Consider the following 18575-nt stretch of genomic DNA (forward strand, 5'->3'; position numbering starts at 1 on the left):
ATGCGAAGTGCGCAAGGCGATATAGCAATACATCGAAACAAATACACGGTAGTTATCTGCCGAACAGCACTTGCCTGAATGCGGCGCATGGGCATTCGGGCTTGCCTGCTGCGACAGGCTGTCGCAGATCGCCATTCTCAGGGCTCAAGACCAGGCATTTCAGTTGACTCTGTAGCCACTACAGCCTTTACCTTGCACGCCATCACACAGGGAAAGCTCTGTAGTAAACCAGGAACTCACAACCTCTAGTCGTTATTAAAACCCGTCCGGAAGCCCCTACAAAAACAACAACTTTCCCGACCACATTAATTAAATATCCATTAAATAAAAGTGGTGATAGATCATGCGAATCCTTGTCGTCGAGGACGAGCTTAAAGCTGCCGAATACTTGTATCAGGGACTGACGGAAAGTGGTTATGTCGTTGACCACGCGACCACCGGCGCCGATGGACTGCATCTGGCGCAACAGCAGGTGTATGACCTGGTGATTCTGGATGTGAATCTGCCGAAACTCGATGGCTGGGGCGTGCTGGAACAATTGCGTCGCACCCATTCCACCCGAGTGATGATGCTCACCGCACGCGGGCGTCTGGCCGACAAGATTCGTGGTCTGGATCTGGGCGCCGATGATTATCTGGTCAAGCCATTCGAGTTTCCGGAATTGCTGGCGCGGGTGCGTAGCGTGATGCGGCGCAGCGAAAATATCCCGGTGCCGCAAGTGCTGAGAGTCGCCGATCTGGAACTTGATCCGGGCCGTCACCGCGCGTTTCGAGGCGAGCAGCGCATCGACCTGACCACCAAGGAATTTGCCCTGCTGCATCTGCTGATGCGCCAGTCAGGCGATGTGCTTACCCGCACCCAGATCATTTCGCTGGTGTGGGACATGAATTTCGACTGCGACACCAACGTGGTCGAAGTGTCGATCCGGCGTTTGCGCGCCAAGATCGACGACCCGTTCGACAGCAAACTGATCCATACCCTGCGCGGCGTCGGCTATGTGCTGGAGGCGCGGGAATGAAGCCGGCCAGCCTGTCGATGCGGCTGGGGCTGACGGTCAGTATTCTCGGCGCGCTGCTGGTGGTGTTCCTGGCGATCCTGGCGTACTTCGCCCTGACCCATGAGCTGAACGCGTTATCCAAAGGCAGTCTGGAAAAGAAGATGGAGCAGGTTGAACACAGCCTGACGCTGTACACCGACACCGGGGAAATCAGCACGAAACCGCACATCCTGCTTGATCAGGTCATGGGGCATGACAACCTCACGCTAACGATTTACGACTACAGCAACCTGCGCACACCCCTGCTCAAATCCGGCACCGGCATGGCCGATCCACGACTTGAATTGAAGGCGGTGCGGGCAGTCAGCAACGAGTTGACCTACGCCACCAGCACTGACGCCGAGGGGGCGAAATTCCTCACGGCGTCCAGGCTGATCAGCCTCAAGGACGGCACCCGCGTCCCGGTGCTGCTATCGATGGACAACGCCCACGATGAGGCCTTGCTCAGCGCCTACCTGCGCTCGACCCTGATTGCCTTGCCGTTGCTGTTGATCTTTATCGGACTGACGGCCTGGGGCGCGGTCCAGCGTGGTCTGGCGCCGATGCGTGAATTTCGCAAAGTGGCGGCGATGGTCTCGACCCAGGATCTGGATCATCGGCTGTCGGTGGTGAACATGCCCCAGGAGCTGAGCGAACTGGCGCAGGGCATCAACTTCATGCTGCACCGCCTCGACGCCGGTGTGCAGCAGCTGTCGCAGTTCTCTGATGATCTGGCGCATGAGCTGCGTACCCCGATCAGCAATTTGATGGGCAAGGCGCAAGTGACGTTGTCCCGCGAACGCAGCGTGGATGAGTACAAGGACGTGCTGGTTTGCTGCACTGAAGAGCTGGAGCGCGTGGCGCGGATTGTCTCGGACATGCTGTTTCTGGCACAGGTCAGTCACCCGTCAGCGCTCGCGCCGTTCGAGTCGGTTGCCTTGGAAGAAGAAGCCTGGAAAGTCGCCGAGATGTTTTCCCTGTCGGCGCAGGACAAGCAGATCCAGCTGAACGTGGTCGGCAATGCGCGGGTGATGGGTGACCGGTTGATGATTCAACGGGCGATCTCGAATTTGCTGTCCAACGCGCTGCGCCATTGCCCGGTCGGGAAAACCGTGACGCTGCTGATTGAGCGCGGCGCGAGCCAGGCGTCGTTGCTGGTCAGCAACCCTGGCGCGGGGATTGAGGCACAGCATCTGCCGCACCTGTTTGATCGTTTCTACCGGGTCGACAGCAGCCGCTCGCGTTCGCAAGGCAGCACCGGGCTGGGGTTGGCGATAGTGCGGTCGATCATGAGCCTGCATCAGGGGGTGGCCGAGGTGAAGAGCTTGCCGGGTGCGATGACGGTGTTTCGGTTGGGATTTCCTGCGGTTGAGGGACTGGCGCGCTGAGCCGGTCACACAGGCTGTGAACACCGCAGATCATTGTGGGGGTAAGCCTGTTCGCGATAGCAATGGATCAGGCGCCAAAAAAAAAACGGCACCTCTCGGTGCCGTTCTGACTCACACGATCCAGCTATTTATTTACGCGCCGCCTCCCACGATTTCAGCAGTTCGGCGTAGTTCACGGTTTCGCCTTTAGGCTTCTCGTTCGCCAGTTTCGGCTTCGGTGCACCCGGCTGATCGAACCAGTACTGAGCATCGCGCTCGGGGTTCATTTTCGGTGCGCAGGTGGCTTGCGCCTTCGAGCGTTCCAGGCGCGTCATGATCGCGTCCTGATCCTTGGCCAGGCCATCCAGCGCCTGTTGCGGAGTCTTCTCGCCGCTGGCCGCTTCCGCGATGTGGCTCCACCACAGTTGAGCCAACCGTGGATAGTCCGGCACGTTGGTCCCGGTCGGGGTCCATTGCACGCGGGCCGGGCTGCGATAGAACTCGACCAGACCACCGAGTTTCGGTGCCAGGTCGGTCATGGCTTGCGAGTTGATGTCCGACTCACGAATCGGCGTCAGGCCGACGATGGTTTTCTTCAGCGACACGGTTTTCGACGTGACGAATTGCGCATAGAGCCAGGCCGCCAGTTTCTGCTTCTCAGGCGTGGACTTCATGAACGTCCAGGAACCCACGTCCTGATACCCGAGCTTCATGCCCTCTTCCCAGTACGGTCCGCGGGGTGATGGCGCCATGCGCCATTTCGGCGTGCCGTCAGCGTTCATTACCGGCAAGCCCGGTTTGGTCATGTCGGCGGTGAACGCGGTGTACCAGAAGATCTGCTGGGCGATGTTGCCTTGGGACGGCACCGGGCCGGATTCAGAGAAAGTCATGCCAGCTGCTTCCGGTGGCGCGTAGGCTTTGAGCCAGTCGACGTACTTCTGTGTTGCGTAGACCGCCGCAGGGCCGTTGGTGTCGCCGCCACGGGTCACGCTGGAACCGACTGGGTGGCAGTCCTCGACGCGGATGCCCCACTCGTCCACCGGCAAACCGTTGGGAATACCTTTGTCGCCGGCACCGGCCATGGAGAACCAGGCATCGGTGAAGCGCCAGCCGAGGGACGGGTCTTTCTTGCCGTAGTCCATGTGTCCGTAGACACGCTTGCCGTCGATTTCCTTGACGTCTTCGCTGAAGAACTTGGCGATGTCCTCATAAGCCGACCAGTTCACCGGCACGCCCAACTCATAGCCGTACTTTTCCTTGAACTTGGCTTTGAGCTCCGGCCGTTCGAACCAGTCGGCGCGGAACCAGTACAGGTTGGCGAACTGTTGGTCAGGCAATTGGTAGATCTTGCCGTCCGGTGCGGTGGTGAACGAAATGCCGATGAAGTCCTTGATGTCCAGGGTTGGCGAGGTGAAGTTCTTGCCTTCGTTGGCCATCAGGTCGGTGATCGATTCGGTCTTGCCGTAGCGAAAGTGCGTCCCGATCAGGTCCGAGTCGTTGACCCAGCCGTCATAGATGTTCTTGTCTGATTGCATCTGGGTCTGCAGCTTTTCCACCACGTCGCCTTCCTGCAGCAAGTCGTGGGTCAGCTTGATCCCGGTGATTTCGGTGAAGGCCTTGGCCAGCGTTTTGGATTCATATTCGTGGGTCGCGATGGTTTCTGAAACCACCTTGATGCTCATCCCGCGAAACGGCTCGGCTGCCTTGATGAACCACTTCAGCTCTTCGAGCTGCTGCTCTGGCGTAAGCGTGGACGGTTTGAATTCGCTGCCGATCCATTTCTTCGCGGCGTCTTCGTAGGCATCGGCCCAGGCCGAAGCGCTCAGACCGCTGAGTGCCAGCATGGCTGCCAATGAAATGCTATGTCGCAGCTTATTGTTTTTGTCGAACATAGAGACCTCCTGTTTGGTTTTCGGAGCAACATTGCCGATCGATTTCGACTAGCCCCAACGCATCACAGCCAACAGCCACACCAGGGACAACGCGAACGCAACCCAGATGCTCCAGTCGGTGACGCCGATTACCAGCAAATGCAGGTAGGCGCTGCCGAGAAGACCGATAAACAGCCGATCGCCACGGGTGGTGGCAATCGGCAAGAAACCACGCCGAGGGACACTCGGCGAACGTAACTCCCAGGTCGTCATGCCCGCCAGGATCAGGCCAATGACAATGAAGAATGCCGCAGTGGGGACCGTCCAGCTCATCCATTCCATCATCAGCTCCTCAGACCCGGCCCAGGGCAAAGCCCTTGGCCACGTGGTTGCGAACAAACCAGATCACCAGCATGCCCGGCAGAATGGTCAACACCCCCGCTGCCGCCAGCACGCCCCAGTCGATACCCGACGCCGAGACCGTGCGGGTCATCACCGCCGCAATCGGTTTGGCGTTCACCGATGTCAGCGTCCGCGCCAGCAGCAGTTCGACCCAGGAAAACATGAAGCAGAAGAACGCTGTGACACCGATCCCGGAGCCGATCAGCGGGACAAAAATCTTCACGAAGAACTTGGGGAAACTGTAGCCGTCAATGTAAGCGGTCTCGTCGATTTCTTTCGGAACGCCGGACATGAAGCCTTCCAGAATCCACACCGCCAACGGCACGTTGAACAGGCAATGAGCCAGCGCGACGGCGATGTGCGTGTCGAACAGACCAATCGAGGAATACAGCTGGAAGAACGGCAACAGGAACACCGCCGGCGGCGCCATGCGGTTGGTCAGCAGCCAGAAAAACAGGTGCTTGTCACCGAGAAAGCGGTAGCGCGAGAACGCGTAAGCCGCCGGCAACGCCACGCTTAGGGAAATGATCGTGTTCAGGCTCACGTAATACAGCGAGTTGAGGTAACCGTTGTACCAACTCGGATCGGTGAAGATCACCTTGTAGTTGGCGAAGGTGAAATCCTGGGGAAACAGCGTCAGACCGCCGAGGATTTCGGTGTTGCTCTTGAAGGACATGTTCAGCAGCCAGTAGATCGGCACCAGCAGGAACAGGATGTAGATCAACAAAGGAATCAGCTTTCTCTTGCTCATGGCGGACCTCAGCGGTTGGCGTCAGAGTGAGTCATGGCCGTATAGAACAGCCAGGACACCAACAGGATGATCAGGAAGTACACCAGCGAGAAAGCCGCCGCCGGACCGAGGTCGAATTGCCCTACAGCCATCTGGGTCAAGGTCTGACTCAAGAAGGTCGTGGCATTCCCCGGCCCACCGCCCGTGAGTACGAACGGCTCGGTGTAGATCATGAAACTGTCCATGAAGCGCAGCATCACTGCGATCAACAGCACACTCTTGAGCTTGGGCAACTGGATATGTCGGAAAACCGCCCAGGCCGACGCCCGATCAATCCGCGCCGCCTGGTAGTACACGTCCGGAATCGCTCGCAACCCGGAGAAACACAACAGCGCCACCAGCGAGGTCCAGTGCCAGACATCCATCACCAGCACCGTGACCCAGGCGTCCATGGTGTTGGCCGCGTAGTTGTAGTTGATGCCCATGGCCTTGAGGCTGGCACCGAGCAGACCGATGTCCGCCCGACCGAAAATCTGCCAAATCGTCCCGACCACGTTCCACGGGATCAGCAGCGGAATCGCCAGGATAATCAGCACCAGCGACGACCAGCGGCCCTTGGTCGGCATGGTCAGGGCAATGGCGATGCCCAGCGGGATTTCGATCAGCAGCACGCAGGCGGAATAGATGAATTGCCGCAGCAGCGAGTCGTGCAGGCGTGGATCAAGCAGCACCTGTTTGTACCAGTCGGCACCGACGAAGTAGCGGCTGGACTGATCGAAGATGTCCTGCACCGAGTAGTTGACCACGGTCATCATCGGGATCACCGCACTGAACGCCACCAGCAGAAACACCGGCAACACCAGCCACCAGGCCTTGTTGTTCTGCACCTTGTTCATGGCTGCACCTCCAGCAGGTAGTCGTCGGCATAGACCATCAACCACTGCGCCGGGAAACTGATCCAGGCGGTTCCCTCGGGCACCGGTTTGTCTTCGGCCAGGCGCACTTTCAACGGGGCGCCGTCGAGGTTCAGGGTCATGATCTTGTAGGTGCCAAGGTCTTCGACGTGTATGACGTGTGCCTGCATCGCGTCATCGAACGGCTCGTCCCACACATGCACGAACTCGGGACGGATGCCGACCTTCAGGGTTTTCCACTCGGACTCGGCGATGCGTTTCTGTTGCGCGTCGGACAAAGGCAGGTGCGTCGACGCAAACCCGACACCGCCCGGTTGTGGCTGGACCTCGATCAGGTTCATTCCCGGACTGCCGATGAAGTAACCGACAAAGGTGTGGGTCGGCCGCTCGAACAATTCGCGCGGGGTGCCAAATTGCACGATCTGGCCGCCGTACATCACCGCGATCTTGTCGGCGAAGGTCGATGCTTCGAGCTGATCGTGGGTGACGTAGACCATGGTGATGTTGAACTGCTCGTGGATCTGCTTGAGCTTGCGCCGCAGCTTCCACTTCAGGTGCGGGTCAATCACCGTCAGCGGTTCATCAAAGAGGATGGCCGAGACGTCGTCGCGGACCAGTCCTCGGCCCATGGAGACTTTCTGTTTTTCGTCGGCGGTGAGGTTGCGTGCCTTTTTGCTCAACAGCGCCTGGAGGTCAAGGACCTCGGCAATTTCCTGCACCTTGCTGTGAATTTTCGCCTCGGCCATGCCCTGATTGCGCAGGGGGAAGGCCAGGTTGTCGAACACCGTCATGGTGTCGTACACCACCGGAAACTGGAAAACCTGAGCGATGTTGCGCTTCTCGGGGGTCAAGTCGTTGACCACTTTACTGTCGAACAGCACCTGGCCCTGAGACGGGCTGAGCAACCCGGAAATGATGTTGAGCAATGTCGACTTGCCGCAGCCCGAAGGCCCGAGCAAGGCATAAGCACCGCCCTGCTCCCAAACGTGGTCCATCTCGCGGATCGCGTAATCCTCGGGGCCGGTCGGCGTACTGGTGTAGCTGTGGGCGAGGTTCTGCAAACGGATTTCGGCCATCAGGCAACCCTCGCGATACGGCGACCGGGCGCCTGGACCAACCGTCCCTGCGCATCGAACACAAACAGTTTATGGGTCGGGATATAGATTCGGATCGGCGCGTCGACGTCGTATTCGTGGACGCCAGGCAAGTGCAGCACCAACAGAAAATGTTCATTGCGCACGTGCAGGAAAGTTTCCGAGCCGCTGATCTCGGCCACCTCGACGGTCACCGCGAGTTCGAGGTCATCGTCGTTGCTCGGCACCAGCGAGATATGACTCGGGCGCACGCCGAAGCGGAATTCACCCTCGCCGACCGGGCGCAAATCGACGTTCAACGGAAAGTGCACGAAATTGGCAAAGCTCACTTCGTTGCCGGCAATCCGCCCCGGCATCAGGTTGATTGGCGGTTCAGAGAACAGTTCCGCCGCCAGCACCGTCTGCGGTTGGTGATAGACCTCGGAGGATTTGCCGCTCTGGATCACCCGGCCTTCGTGAAGAATGGTGGTGGTGCCGCCCAGGGCCAGCGCTTCGTTGGGTTCGGTGGTGGCGTAGATGGCGATGGTGTGCCGGGCCTTGAACAGCTCGCGCATTTCCTGGCGCAGCTCTTCGCGCAACTTGTAGTCGAGGTTGACCAGCGGCTCGTCGAACAGGATCAGTTCGGCATCTTTGACCAGCGCCCGGGCCATTGCGGTGCGCTGTTGCTGACCGCCGGAGAGCTCCAGCGGATAGCGCTGAAGAAACTTCTCGATGCGCAGCATCTTCGCGGTTTCCAGCACTTTGCTCTGGATCAGTTCATTGGAGACACCGCCTTGGCGCAAGGGCGAGGCGATGTTCTCGAACACGGTCATGGTCGGGTAATTGATGAACTGCTGATAGACCATCGACACGTTGCGCAAACGCACCGGGCGCTGCGTGACGTCGACACCGTTCATCAGGATCCGGCCACTGTCGGGCTTGTCCAGGCCCGCCATCAGGCGCATGAGACTGGTTTTACCGGATAGCGTGCGCCCGAGTAAAACGTTGAAGGATCCGGGTTCAAAACTAAGGCACGCATCGTCGATCCAGGTCTGGCCCTCGACGGTGCGGCTGACGTGCTCCAGGGTTAATGACATGGCTCGGCCTTTTTTATTATTTGGAGTCAAGCGACCCAGGCAGTAGAGCGAGTTTCATGCCAGAAAATGTAAGCTGTTGAACTGCCTTGAAAATCTTCGCAACCGCGACAAAACCACTTTCGTTGCTGAACAGAAATGAACAACAGCGACTGAACAATTGAACAGTCCAGCCGTTGACAATGAACAATAGTGAACAACACTCTACGGATGCTTTTGTGACACGATTATCCAAATTCACCACGAACCTGTAGCAGCTGGCGTAGCCTGCGTCCGGCGACGCAGTCGTCGTGAAATCAGGCGACGCGGTGTGTCAGGATGACCGCACATGCAGGTTTTACGACGGCTTCGCCGCCGAACGCAGGCTACGCCAGCTGCTACATGAATCGCGCTGCACATAACAAAAATAATAATGCTCAGAGATCGACTGCCATGGCCGTACCCGCCTCGCCGCTCTCCCACGACGCCATCATCCAGGACTCCTGGTCCCGTTGCCGTGCGTTCGGCCTTGATCATCAAAGTGCACCGGCCTTCGATCAGCTGCCCGCCGAAGGCATCGCCCAGTTGCTGGAGAGCCAGCATGCCCTGGTGCAAACCACCCATCAGGAAGTCCTGCCGTATTACGAAAACATCCTGAGCAATTCCAACTGCCTGATCATGCTTGCCGACAATCAGGGCCAGGTGCTGACGTCCTGGGGCACCCAGCGCTTTATCGAGCCGAGCCTGACCCGTGGTTTCAGCGCCGGCGCCAGCTGGATGGAACGTTGCAGCGGCACCAATGCGATCGGCACCGCGCTGGCTTGCGAGCAGGCGGTGCACATCGAACACGATGAACATTTCCTCAAGGCCAACCGCTTCATGACCGGTTCCGCCGCGCCGATTTTCGATGCCGAGCGCAAGGTGATCGCGGTGCTGGACGTATCCAGCGACAGCTACCTGCCGCCGTCTCACACCCTCGGCATGGTCAAGATGATGAGCCAGACCGTGGAAAACCGGCTGATCCTCAACCTCTTTCACGGCCAGCATTTTCAACTGACCTTCAACACCGGCCTGAACAACCTCGACAGCCAATGGGCCGGTTTGCTGATCTTCGATGAAACCGGCCAGGTGCTGTCGGCTAACCGCCGGGCTGACAATCTGCTGGGCATCAGCTTGTCGCGGGTCAGTGTCGAGAGCCTGTTCAAGGTCTCGCTGCTGGAACTGCTGAACCAGCCCGATGGCTTGCCCTTCGCCCTGCAAGCCTCCGGGCGTAACCGTTTTCAGTGCCTGTTGAAACGGCCGAAACAGGTGCCGATTCAGGCTCGCCTGTTTTCTGAAACCAAGCGCGTAGAACCTGCTGTTGCCGCGCCCGCTACGATCAGCCTCAATACCCTGCATTTCGGTGACAGTCGCGTGGAAAAAGCCGTGCGCCAGGCCGAGCGTTTGCTGGAGAAAGACATTCCGCTGTTGATCCACGGTGAAACCGGGGTCGGCAAGGAAGTCTTCGTCAAAGCCCTGCATCAAGCCAGCTCTCGGAGCAAACAGCCGTTCATCGCCGTCAACTGTGCAGCGATCCCCGCCGAACTGGTAGAATCCGAGCTGTTTGGCTACGAGAAAGGAGCGTTCACCGGCGCCAATCAGAAAGGCAGCATCGGACTGATCCGCAAGGCCGACAAAGGCACCCTGTTCCTGGATGAAATCGGCGACATGCCACTTCCGACCCAGGCCCGTCTTTTAAGGGTTTTGCAGGAACGTTGCGTGCAACCGGTGGGCAGTAGTGAATTGTTCCCGGTGGACATCCGCATCATCTCGGCGACCAACCGCTCGTTGCGTGAGCAGGTGCAGTTGGGGCGGTTTCGCGAAGACCTTTATTACCGCATCGGCGGTTTGACCCTGGAGTTGCCGCCGCTGCGGGAACGCAGTGACAAACAGGCGCTGTTCAAACGTTTATGGGAACAGCATCGCGAGCCATCGCAGTGGGCCGGGTTGAGCCGTGAGGTGATGGAGTTGTTCGGCCGTCATCCGTGGCCGGGGAATTTAAGGCAGGTCAGCAGCGTGATGCAGGTGGCGCTGGCCATGGCCGAAGAACAACCGGTGCGGCCGGAGCATTTGCCGGATGATTTTTTTGTCGATCTGGAGCTGGAGCCGGTGGATTCGCCGGAGCCACTGGCGGTGGATTTGAATGACGCCGAGGATTTGAACCGGTTGTTGCAGGCGGCTGGGGGGAATATCTCGCACCTCGCCCGCAGGCTTGGGGTTAGCCGCAATACTCTTTACAAGCGATTGCGCCAATCGGACAGCTGACTGCTGCGCAGTCAATCGCCAGCAAGCCGGCTCCTACAGGATTGTGTCGTTCGACAATTTTGTATACGACGCCATCCTTGTAGGAGCCGGCTTGCTGGCGATGACGTCAACCCAAACACCGCGCCTCTTAAGCCAGCCCCAAGAAACAAAAACCCGCACAAGGCGGGTTTTGTTTTGTAGCAATCACAGCAATCAGTCAGCCAACCGCCAGGTCGTGCCGCCCTTCCCGTCTTCCAGCACCACGCCCATGGCGGTGAGCTGGTCGCGGATACGGTCGGATTCCGCCCAGTCTTTGCCGGCACGTGCCGCCAAACGCGCAGCAATCAGCGCATCAACCTCTGCCGCATCCACACGCCCTTCAGCGCCAGCCTGCAAGAAGTCATCGGCCTCAAGCTGCAACACGCCCAGCACACTTGCCAGTTCTTTCAAGCGAGCCGCCAGACCCGCCGCTGCATCGAGATCGCTCTCGCGCAGACGGTTGATCTCGCGCACCATCTCGAACAGCACCGCGCAGGCTTCCGGCGTGCCGAAGTCGTCGTTCATCACCTGGGTGAAACGCTCGACAAAGGCTTCGCCGCCGGCCGGCGCCACGTTCGGCAGGCCTTTCAACGCATGGTAGAAACGTTCGAGTGCGCCCTTGGCGTCCTTGAGGTTGTCTTCCGAGTAGTTGATCGCGCTGCGGTAGTGGCTCGATACCAGCAGGTAACGCACGACTTCCGGGTGGTACTTTTCCAGCACGTCGCGGATGGTGAAGAAGTTGTTCAAGGACTTGGACATCTTCTCGCCATTGATGCGAATCATGCCGCAATGCATCCACGCGTTGGCGTAGGTCTTGCCGGTGGCCGCTTCGCTCTGGGCGATTTCGTTTTCGTGGTGCGGGAACTCGAGGTCGCTGCCGCCGCCATGAATATCGAAGGTCTCGCCCAGGCAGCAGGTCGACATCACCGAGCATTCGATGTGCCAGCCCGGACGACCGTCGCCCCACGGCGAAGGCCAGCTCGGCTCGCCCGGCTTGGCGCCCTTCCACAGCACGAAGTCCAGCGGGTCCTGTTTCGACTCGTCGACTTCGATCCGCGCGCCAATGCGCAGGTCTTCGATTTTCTTGCGCGACAGCTTGCCGTAGCCCATGAACTTGGCGACGCGGTAGTACACGTCGCCATTGCCCGGGGCGTAGGCGTAGCCCTTGTCGATCAGGGTCTGGATCATGCTCTGCATGCCAGCGATGTGATCGGTGGCCCGCGGTTCCATGTCCGGCTTGAGGATGTTGAGGCGTGCCTCGTCCTCGTGCATCGCGGTGATCATGCGCTCGGTCAGCACGTCGAACGGCTCGCCGTTCTCCTTCGCCCGATTGATGATCTTGTCTTCAATGTCGGTGATGTTGCGTACATACGTCAGGTTATAACCGCTGAACCGCAACCAGCGGGTCACCAGGTCAAACGCGACCATGCTGCGGCCGTGGCCAATGTGGCAGTAGTCGTACACGGTCATCCCGCAGACGTACATGCGCACATTGTTGCCATCCAGCGGCTTGAAGACTTCTTTGCTCTTGGTGAGCGTGTTGTAGATCGATAGCACTTTAGATTCCTTGAATCACTGGCCCCACGAATCACGCAAGGTCACGGTACGGTTGAATACCGGATGACCGGGTTTCGAGTCCTTGATATCCGCGCAGAAGTAACCTTCGCGCTCGAACTGGAAACGGTCTTCCGGCTGTGCATTGCCAAGCGAAGGCTCAGCACGACAACCGGTGAGGACTTGCAGCGAGTCAGGGTTGATGTTGTCCAGGAAGCTGGCGCTGTCTTCGGCCTTTTCAGGGTTCGCAGAGCGGAACAGGCGATCGTACAGACGCACTTCACACTCGACGCTGGCCGCGGCCGGCACCCAGTGCACCACGCCTTTGACCTTGCGGCCTTCAGGGTTCTTGCCCAGGGTTTCCGGGTCGTAGGAGCAACGCAGTTCGACGATGTTGCCATCGGCGTCCTTGATCGCTTCGTCGGCACGGATCACGTAGCTGCCGCGCAGACGCACTTCACCGTTCGGCTCCAGGCGCTTGTAGCCTTTTGGCGGCTCTTCCATGAAGTCATCGTGGTCGATGTAGATTTCACGGGCGAACGGCAGCTTGCGCACGCCCAGTTCTTCTTTCTGCGGATGACGCGGCAGTTCGAGGTTCTCGACCTGGTCTTCCGGGTAGTTGGTGATCACCACCTTCAACGGACGCAGCACGCACATGGCGCGCGGAGCGTTCTGGTCCAGATCCTGACGGATGCTGAACTCGAGCATGCCGAAATCGACGACGCCGTCAGAACGGTTGGTGCCGACCATGTCGCAGAAATTGCGGATCGACGCCGGGGTGTAGCCGCGACGGCGGAAGCCCGACAGTGTCGACATGCGCGGGTCATCCCAGCCAAACACGTGCTTTTCGTCGACCAGTTGCTTGAGCTTGCGCTTGCTGGTGATGGTGTAGTTCAGGTTCAGGCGGCTGAATTCGTACTGACGCGGGTGCGCCGGTACCGGCAGGCTGTCGAGGAACCATTCGTACAGCGGACGGTGGCTTTCGAACTCCAGGGTGCAGATGGAGTGGGTGATGCCTTCGATGGCGTCCGACTGACCGTGGGTGAAGTCGTAGTTCGGGTAGATGCACCACTTGTCACCGGTCTGGTGGTGGTGGGCATGGCGGATGCGGTACATGATCGGGTCGCGCAGGTTCATGTTCGGCGAGGCCATGTCGATCTTGGCTCGCAGCACACGTGCGCCGTCCGGGAACTCGCCGGCACGCATGCGGGCGAACCAGTCGAGGTTTTCTTCCACGGAGCGATCACGGAACGGGCTGTTCTTGCCCGGCTCGGTCAGGGTGCCGCGGTATTCCTTGGCCTGTTCCGGGCTCAGGTCATCGACGTAAGCCTTGCCGGCCTTGATCAGCTCGACGGCCCAGTCGTGCAACTGGTCGAAATACTGCGAGGCATAGCGCACTTCGCCGGACCATTCAAAGCCCAGCCATTTGACGTCGCTTTCGATCGCGTCGATGTATTCCTGGTCTTCCTTGGCCGGGTTGGTGTCGTCGAAACGCAGGTGCGTGACGCCGCCAAATTCCTGGGCCAGGCCGAAGTTCACGCAAATCGACTTGGCGTGACCGATGTGCAGGTAACCGTTGGGCTCAGGCGGGAAACGGGTGACGATCTGCGTGTGCTTACCCGAGTCCAGGTCCGCCTGGATGATCGGGCGCAGGAAATTGACCGGCACGGCAGGGCCGGTCTTGGAATTCGAGGTAGGGTCGACAGTGGGCTTGCTCATAGGATCCTTGAACGTACAAGTGCGCGGCCAGTTGGCCAAATCAAAGCGGCTGTTAAAACAAAGGGGCTTATCATAGCCGATGCCGTCAAGTCGCTGACAGAGCAGGCCCGAAAACGGCTGCATTTAATCGGATGCAAATGAAAAACAGCCTCGAAATTCGCGCCCGGCACGCTAAACTGCGCACCTTGGCCGAATTTGGCCGGACCGGTTGAGGGCTTCAACGCCCCGAAACCCACGAATTATTAGAAAGAGTACCGATCATGACCCAAGTCAAACTGACCACCAACCATGGCGACATCGTCCTGGAACTGAACGCCGAGAAAGCCCCGACTACCGTGGCCAACTTCATCGAGTACGTCAAAGCCGGTCACTACGAAAACACCGTTTTCCACCGCGTCATCGGTAACTTCATGATCCAGGGCGGCGGTTTCGAGCCAGGCATGAAAGAAAAGAAAGACAAGCGCCCAAGCATCCAGAACGAAGCCGACAACGGCCTGCCGAACGACAAGTACACCGTCGCCATGGCCCGCACCATGGAACCGCATTCGGCTTCCGCCCAGTTCTTTATCAACGTGGCTGACAACAGCTTCCTGAACCACAGCGCCAAGACCACTCAGGGCTGGGGCTACGCCGTGTTCGCCAAAGTGGTTGAAGGCACCGACGTGGTCGACAAGATCAAAGGTGTTTCCACCACCATGAAAGGCGGCCACCAGGACGTACCGGCAGAAGACGTGATCATCGAGAAAGCCGAGATCATCGAAGCGTGATACTGCTGATTTCAGACTTGCATCTGGAAGAGGAGCGCCCGGACATCACCCGGGCGTTTCTGGATTTGCTCGCCGGACGCGCCCGCTCGGCGAGTGCGCTGTACATTCTGGGCGACTTTTTCGAGGCGTGGATTGGCGACGATGCCATGACGCCTTTCCAGCGTTCCATCTGCCAGGCCCTGCGCGCCCTTAGCGACAGAGGCACGGCCATATTTCTGATGCACGGCAATCGCGACTTCATGCTCGGCCAGGCCTTTTGCAAACAGGCCGGCTGCACGTTATTGAAGGACCCGAGTGTCGTGCAGTTCAACGGCGAACCGGTGCTATTAATGCACGGCGACAGCCTCTGCACCCGCGACGAGGCTTATATGAAGCTGCGTCGCTACCTGCGCAACCCGATCACCCTGTTCATCCTGCGGCACCTGCCCTTGCGCACGCGCCATAAACTGGCGCGCAAGCTGCGCAGCGAAAGCCGGGCGCAGACGCGGATGAAGGCCAATGACATTGTCGATGTCACGCCGGAAGAAGTGCCGCGGATCATGCAGGAATACGGCGTGAAGACCTTGATCCATGGGCACACCCATCGCCCGGCTATTCACAAATTGCAGATTGGCGAACAAGCAGCCAAACGCATTGTGCTGGGGGATTGGGACCGTCAGGGCTGGGCGTTGCAGGTGGATGAGCAAGGGTTTGCCCTCGCCCCCTTCGACTTCGCCCCGCCGCCACAACTCGCAGCCCCCACGATCTAACTGCCGGACACAAGAACCTGTGGGAGCGGGCTTGCCCGCTCCCACAGGGTTTTGTGGTTGGCTTAATGGCCGGAGGCCGCCGGCCCCGCCTTCGCCGCAAACGGCGGTTTTGCCAGCCACACAATCACGATCAAGCCCATGAATGCCCACCCCAGCAACGTGAAGTAATCCACGGTGGACAGCATGTAGGCCTGACTGGTCAGCACATGATCCAGCTGCGCATACGCCGGATTGCTCGGTCCACCCAGCGCATTCAGTGCCTCGCGGGTCGCGGGCTCATAAGTGCTGATGCTTTCACTCATATAGGCATGGTGCTGATCCGCCCGACGAATCCAGATCCACGTGGTCAGCGATGCCGCAAAACTACCGCCCAAGGTCCGCAGAAACGTTGCCAGGCCCGCGCCATCGGCGATCTGGCTCGGTGGCAGGTCGGACATCAGGATGCTCAAGGTCGGCATAAAGAACAGCGCCACGCCAATGCCCATGAACAGCTGCACCAGCGCGATGTGCTGGAAGTCCACTTCGTTGGTGAACCCGGCGCGCATGAAGCAGCTCAGGCCAATTGCCAGAAACGCCAGGCCGGCCAACAGCCGCAGGTCGAACTTGTGCGCATACTTGCCGACAAACGGCGACATCAGCACCGGCAGAATCCCGATTGGCGCCACCGCCAGCCCCGCCCACGTCGCCGTATACCCCATCTGGGTTTGCAGCCATTGCGGCAGGATCAGGTTGATGCCGAAGAACCCGGCGTAACCCAACACCAGCACAATGGTGCCGATGCGGAAGTTGCGGTAAGCGAACAGCCGCAGGTTGACCACCGGGTGCTTGTCGGTCATTTCCCAGATCACGAACACCGCCAGCGCGATCACTGAAATCGCCGCGCCGATGAGGATGAAGTTCGACTCGAACCAATCAAGGTCATTGCCCTTGTCGAGGATCACCTGCAACGCCCCGACACCAATGATCAGCGTGATCAAACCCACGTAATCCATCGGCTGGCGGCTGGTTTCCACCGGACGCGCCTTGAGTTGCTGGCGTACCACCATCACCGCAAAGATGCCGATCGGCACGTTGATAAAGAAGATCCATGGCCAGCTATAACTGTCGGTAATCCAGCCTCCGAGGATCGGGCCGGCAATCGGCGCCACCACCGTGACCATCGCCAGCAACGCCAGCGCCATGCCGCGCCTGGCGGGTGGATAGACCGCGATCAGCAGCGTCTGGGTCATTGGGTACAACGGCCCCGCCACCAGGCCTTGCAACACCCGGAAGCCAATCAGCTCGGGCATCGAGGTCGAGATACCGCAAAGAAACGAGGCGATCACGAACAGGATGGTCGCCCAGAGAAACAGCTTTACCTCACCGAAACGGCGGCTGAGCCAGCCGGTCAGTGGCAGCGCAATCGCATTGCTTACTGCAAACGAAGTGATCACCCAGGTGCCCTGCTCCGAACTCACGCCCAGGTTGCCGGAAATCGTCGGCAGCGCCACGTTGGCGATGGTGGTGTCGAGCACCTGCATAAAGGTCGCCAGCGACAGGCCGATGGTGCTGAGCAGCAGGCTGGGCGGCGTGAAAGACGCGTTATTGCTCATTGTGAATCCCTTGAAGCCTGATTGGCGCGGCGCCTGTTACAGACGCAGCTGACCTTGTGTGCGAGCCTTGTGGCGAGGGAGCTTGCTCCCGCTCGGCTGCGAAGCAGTCGTAAAGCTTTTGGGGTCGCTTCGCGACCCAGCGGGAGCAAGCTCCCTCGCCGCAAAGGCTCGCTCCCACAGGGTCGGTGTCAGCGCTGCACGGTTTTGCTGACCGCCGCGCTGTTGTCGTGGATCAACTGAGTGATCATCGCGTCGGCCTCGGCCAACTGACGGTCGTAGACGTTGGTGCTGAACGAAGCCTTCTGCGGCGGCTGTTGCGCCAGCACCGGGCCGCTCTGGTCGTGCAGGTTCACATCGACCTGAGTCGACAGGCCAACCCGCAACGGGTGCTTGGCCAGTTCTTCGGCGTTGATGTGAATCCGCACGGGCACCCGTTGCACGATCTTGATCCAGTTACCGGTGGCGTTCTGCGCCGGCAGCAAGGCAAACGCGCTGCCGGTACCGGCGCCGAGGCTGTCGATGGTGCCGCTGAATTTAACGTCGCTGCCGTACAAGTCGGCCTCGATGTCCACCGGTTGACCGATGCGCATGTCACGCAGCTGGGTTTCCTTGAAGTTGGCATCAATCCACAGCTGATCCAGCGGAATAACCGCCATCAACGCGGTGCCCGGCTGGACGCGCTGGCCCAGTTGCACGGAACGTTTGGCGACATACCCGGTGACCGGCGCGATCAAGGTGCTGCGGGAATTGTTCAGATAGGCCTGACGCAACTGCGCGGCTGCCGCCATCACGTCCGGGTGCGACGAGACCACGGTGTCATCCACCAGCGCGCTGGTAGTTTTCAGTTGCTGTTTGGCGTTGGCCAAGGCGTTTTGCGCCGAGGTCAGGTCGTCGCGGGCGTGGGACAGTTCTTCCTGGGAGATCGCGCCGCCAGCGGCGAGGTTTTTCCGACGATTGAAGTTGTCCTGAGCCTTTTGTACTTCAGCCTGCTGGGCGTTTACCTGGGCTTTCATGCCATCGACGTTGCTGTACAAGCCACGCACCTGGCGCACAGTGCGGGCCAGGTTGGCCTGGGCACTTTGCAGACCGACCTGGGCGTCGTTCGGGTCGAAGTTGATCAGCACCTGGCCTTCATGGACCAGGTCGCCATCATCCGCGCCAATGCTGACCACGGTGCCGGTGACCAGCGGAGTGATTTCCACCACGTTGCCGTTCACATAAGCGTCGTCGGTGCTTTCGTTCCAGCGCCCGTAGAACTCGTGATACCCCCAGACGCCGACACCGGCGAGGATCACCACGATCGCGAGCACCACCAGCATGATTTTGCGTTTGCGCGGGTTGCTGGTGTCTTGAGCGTTGTCAGGGGTTTGTGTGTTTTCTGCAGTGGCCATGACCAATACCTTGAA

15 protein-coding genes are annotated in these 18575 nt (G+C 59.4%); 5 read left to right on the forward strand and 10 right to left on the reverse strand.

Features of this window, described 5'->3' with window-relative positions; translation table 11 throughout:
- Positions 1 to 343: 343 nt before the first annotated feature.
- Entirely contained in the window at positions 344 to 1018 is a 675-nt protein-coding gene (locus ACA075_RS19655; protein WP_497294758.1) for a heavy metal response regulator transcription factor, read from the forward strand.
- Positions 1015 to 2424 carry a heavy metal sensor histidine kinase gene (locus ACA075_RS19660; protein WP_497294760.1) on the forward strand — a complete coding sequence of 470 codons (1410 nt, stop codon included), beginning with the start codon at positions 1015 to 1017 and terminating at the stop codon, positions 2422 to 2424. The genes ACA075_RS19655 and ACA075_RS19660 overlap by 4 nt, the downstream gene beginning before the upstream one ends.
- A 128-nt stretch (positions 2425 to 2552) precedes the next feature.
- Here the strand turns inward: ACA075_RS19660 and ACA075_RS19665 are convergent, their stop codons facing one another.
- Genes ACA075_RS19665 through ACA075_RS19690 form a run of 6 tightly spaced genes read right to left on the reverse strand, consistent with a single transcriptional unit; the run spans position 2553 to position 8490 of the window.
- Positions 2553 to 4295, reverse strand: coding sequence for an ABC transporter substrate-binding protein (locus ACA075_RS19665; RefSeq protein WP_497294762.1), 1743 nt, complete (start codon positions 4293 to 4295; stop codon positions 2553 to 2555).
- A gap of 48 nt (positions 4296 to 4343) precedes the next feature.
- Positions 4344 to 4616 carry a DUF2160 domain-containing protein gene (locus ACA075_RS19670; protein ID WP_497299300.1) on the reverse strand — a complete coding sequence of 91 codons (273 nt, stop codon included), beginning with the start codon at positions 4614 to 4616 and terminating at the stop codon, positions 4344 to 4346.
- Between the two features lie 10 nt (positions 4617 to 4626).
- Complete coding sequence (locus ACA075_RS19675) at positions 4627 to 5427, reverse strand: carbohydrate ABC transporter permease (protein ID WP_010458825.1); 801 nt, start codon at positions 5425 to 5427, stop codon at positions 4627 to 4629.
- An 8-nt stretch (positions 5428 to 5435) separates the two neighbouring features.
- Positions 5436 to 6302: a carbohydrate ABC transporter permease gene (locus ACA075_RS19680; protein WP_102595558.1), complete on the reverse strand. Its 867-nt coding sequence runs from the start codon at positions 6300 to 6302 to the stop codon at positions 5436 to 5438.
- Entirely contained in the window at positions 6299 to 7396 is a 1098-nt protein-coding gene (locus ACA075_RS19685; protein WP_497294765.1) for an ABC transporter ATP-binding protein, read from the reverse strand. Before ACA075_RS19685 ends, ACA075_RS19680 begins: the two co-directional genes overlap by 4 nt.
- Positions 7396 to 8490: an ABC transporter ATP-binding protein gene (locus ACA075_RS19690; RefSeq protein WP_497294767.1), complete on the reverse strand. Its 1095-nt coding sequence runs from the start codon at positions 8488 to 8490 to the stop codon at positions 7396 to 7398. The genes ACA075_RS19685 and ACA075_RS19690 overlap by 1 nt, the downstream gene beginning before the upstream one ends.
- A 429-nt stretch (positions 8491 to 8919) precedes the next feature.
- Between ACA075_RS19690 and ACA075_RS19695 the strand changes: the two genes are divergently transcribed.
- Entirely contained in the window at positions 8920 to 10770 is a 1851-nt protein-coding gene (locus ACA075_RS19695) for a sigma-54-dependent Fis family transcriptional regulator (RefSeq protein WP_497294768.1), read from the forward strand.
- Positions 10771 to 10962: 192 nt separating this feature from the next.
- On the opposite strand, the gene cysS is transcribed toward ACA075_RS19695, so the two are convergent.
- Together cysS and ACA075_RS19705 are read right to left on the reverse strand one after the other, a co-directional pair.
- A complete protein-coding gene (gene cysS, locus ACA075_RS19700) occupies positions 10963 to 12345 on the reverse strand; it encodes a cysteine--tRNA ligase (protein ID WP_497294770.1) in 1383 nt (460 codons plus the stop codon).
- Positions 12346 to 12360: 15 nt separating this feature from the next.
- Complete coding sequence (locus ACA075_RS19705) at positions 12361 to 14061, reverse strand: glutamine--tRNA ligase/YqeY domain fusion protein (protein ID WP_497294772.1); 1701 nt, start codon at positions 14059 to 14061, stop codon at positions 12361 to 12363.
- Between the two features lie 260 nt (positions 14062 to 14321).
- Here ACA075_RS19705 and ACA075_RS19710 point away from each other — a divergent pair, with 260 nt between their 5' ends.
- Both ACA075_RS19710 and lpxH read left to right on the forward strand, forming a co-directional pair.
- On the forward strand, positions 14322 to 14828 hold the full coding sequence (locus ACA075_RS19710) for a peptidylprolyl isomerase (RefSeq protein WP_219097061.1): 507 nt from the start codon (positions 14322 to 14324) through the stop codon (positions 14826 to 14828).
- Complete coding sequence (gene lpxH / locus ACA075_RS19715) at positions 14825 to 15577, forward strand: UDP-2,3-diacylglucosamine diphosphatase (RefSeq protein WP_497294773.1); 753 nt, start codon at positions 14825 to 14827, stop codon at positions 15575 to 15577. Before ACA075_RS19710 ends, lpxH begins: the two co-directional genes overlap by 4 nt.
- Before the next feature lie 62 nt (positions 15578 to 15639).
- On the opposite strand, the gene ACA075_RS19720 is transcribed toward lpxH, so the two are convergent.
- Both ACA075_RS19720 and ACA075_RS19725 read right to left on the reverse strand, forming a co-directional pair.
- Positions 15640 to 17169, reverse strand: coding sequence for a DHA2 family efflux MFS transporter permease subunit (locus ACA075_RS19720; protein WP_497294775.1), 1530 nt, complete (start codon positions 17167 to 17169; stop codon positions 15640 to 15642).
- A gap of 188 nt (positions 17170 to 17357) precedes the next feature.
- A complete protein-coding gene (locus tag ACA075_RS19725; RefSeq protein ID WP_497294777.1) occupies positions 17358 to 18560 on the reverse strand; it encodes an HlyD family secretion protein in 1203 nt (400 codons plus the stop codon).
- Between the last annotated feature and the right edge of the window lie 15 nt (positions 18561 to 18575).

The sequence above is a fragment of the Pseudomonas sp. LBUM1663 genome (genome assembly GCF_059695905.1).

What these genes read in the sequence shown, in the direction of transcription:
- ACA075_RS19675 (WP_010458825.1), bottom strand. Translation starts at nt 5,427, where the DNA reads ATGAGCAAGAGAAAGCTGATTCCTTTGTTGATCTACATCCTGTTCCTG.
- ACA075_RS19685 (WP_497294765.1), bottom strand. Translation starts at nt 7,396, where the DNA reads ATGGCCGAAATCCGTTTGCAGAACCTCGCCCACAGCTACACCAGTACG.
- ACA075_RS19695 (WP_497294768.1), top strand. Translation starts at nt 8,920, where the DNA reads ATGGCCGTACCCGCCTCGCCGCTCTCCCACGACGCCATCATCCAGGAC.
- ACA075_RS19725 (WP_497294777.1), bottom strand. Translation starts at nt 18,560, where the DNA reads ATGGCCACTGCAGAAAACACACAAACCCCTGACAACGCTCAAGACACC.
- ACA075_RS19720 (WP_497294775.1), bottom strand. Translation starts at nt 17,169, where the DNA reads ATGAGCAATAACGCGTCTTTCACGCCGCCCAGCCTGCTGCTCAGCACC.
- ACA075_RS19655 (WP_497294758.1), top strand. Translation starts at nt 344, where the DNA reads ATGCGAATCCTTGTCGTCGAGGACGAGCTTAAAGCTGCCGAATACTTG.
- ACA075_RS19670 (WP_497299300.1), bottom strand. Translation starts at nt 4,616, where the DNA reads ATGGAATGGATGAGCTGGACGGTCCCCACTGCGGCATTCTTCATTGTC.
- ACA075_RS19665 (WP_497294762.1), bottom strand. Translation starts at nt 4,295, where the DNA reads ATGTTCGACAAAAACAATAAGCTGCGACATAGCATTTCATTGGCAGCC.
- ACA075_RS19660 (WP_497294760.1), top strand. Translation starts at nt 1,015, where the DNA reads ATGAAGCCGGCCAGCCTGTCGATGCGGCTGGGGCTGACGGTCAGTATT.
- ACA075_RS19705 (WP_497294772.1), bottom strand. Translation starts at nt 14,061, where the DNA reads ATGAGCAAGCCCACTGTCGACCCTACCTCGAATTCCAAGACCGGCCCT.
- ACA075_RS19680 (WP_102595558.1), bottom strand. Translation starts at nt 6,302, where the DNA reads ATGAACAAGGTGCAGAACAACAAGGCCTGGTGGCTGGTGTTGCCGGTG.
- ACA075_RS19690 (WP_497294767.1), bottom strand. Translation starts at nt 8,490, where the DNA reads ATGTCATTAACCCTGGAGCACGTCAGCCGCACCGTCGAGGGCCAGACC.
- ACA075_RS19710 (WP_219097061.1), top strand. Translation starts at nt 14,322, where the DNA reads ATGACCCAAGTCAAACTGACCACCAACCATGGCGACATCGTCCTGGAA.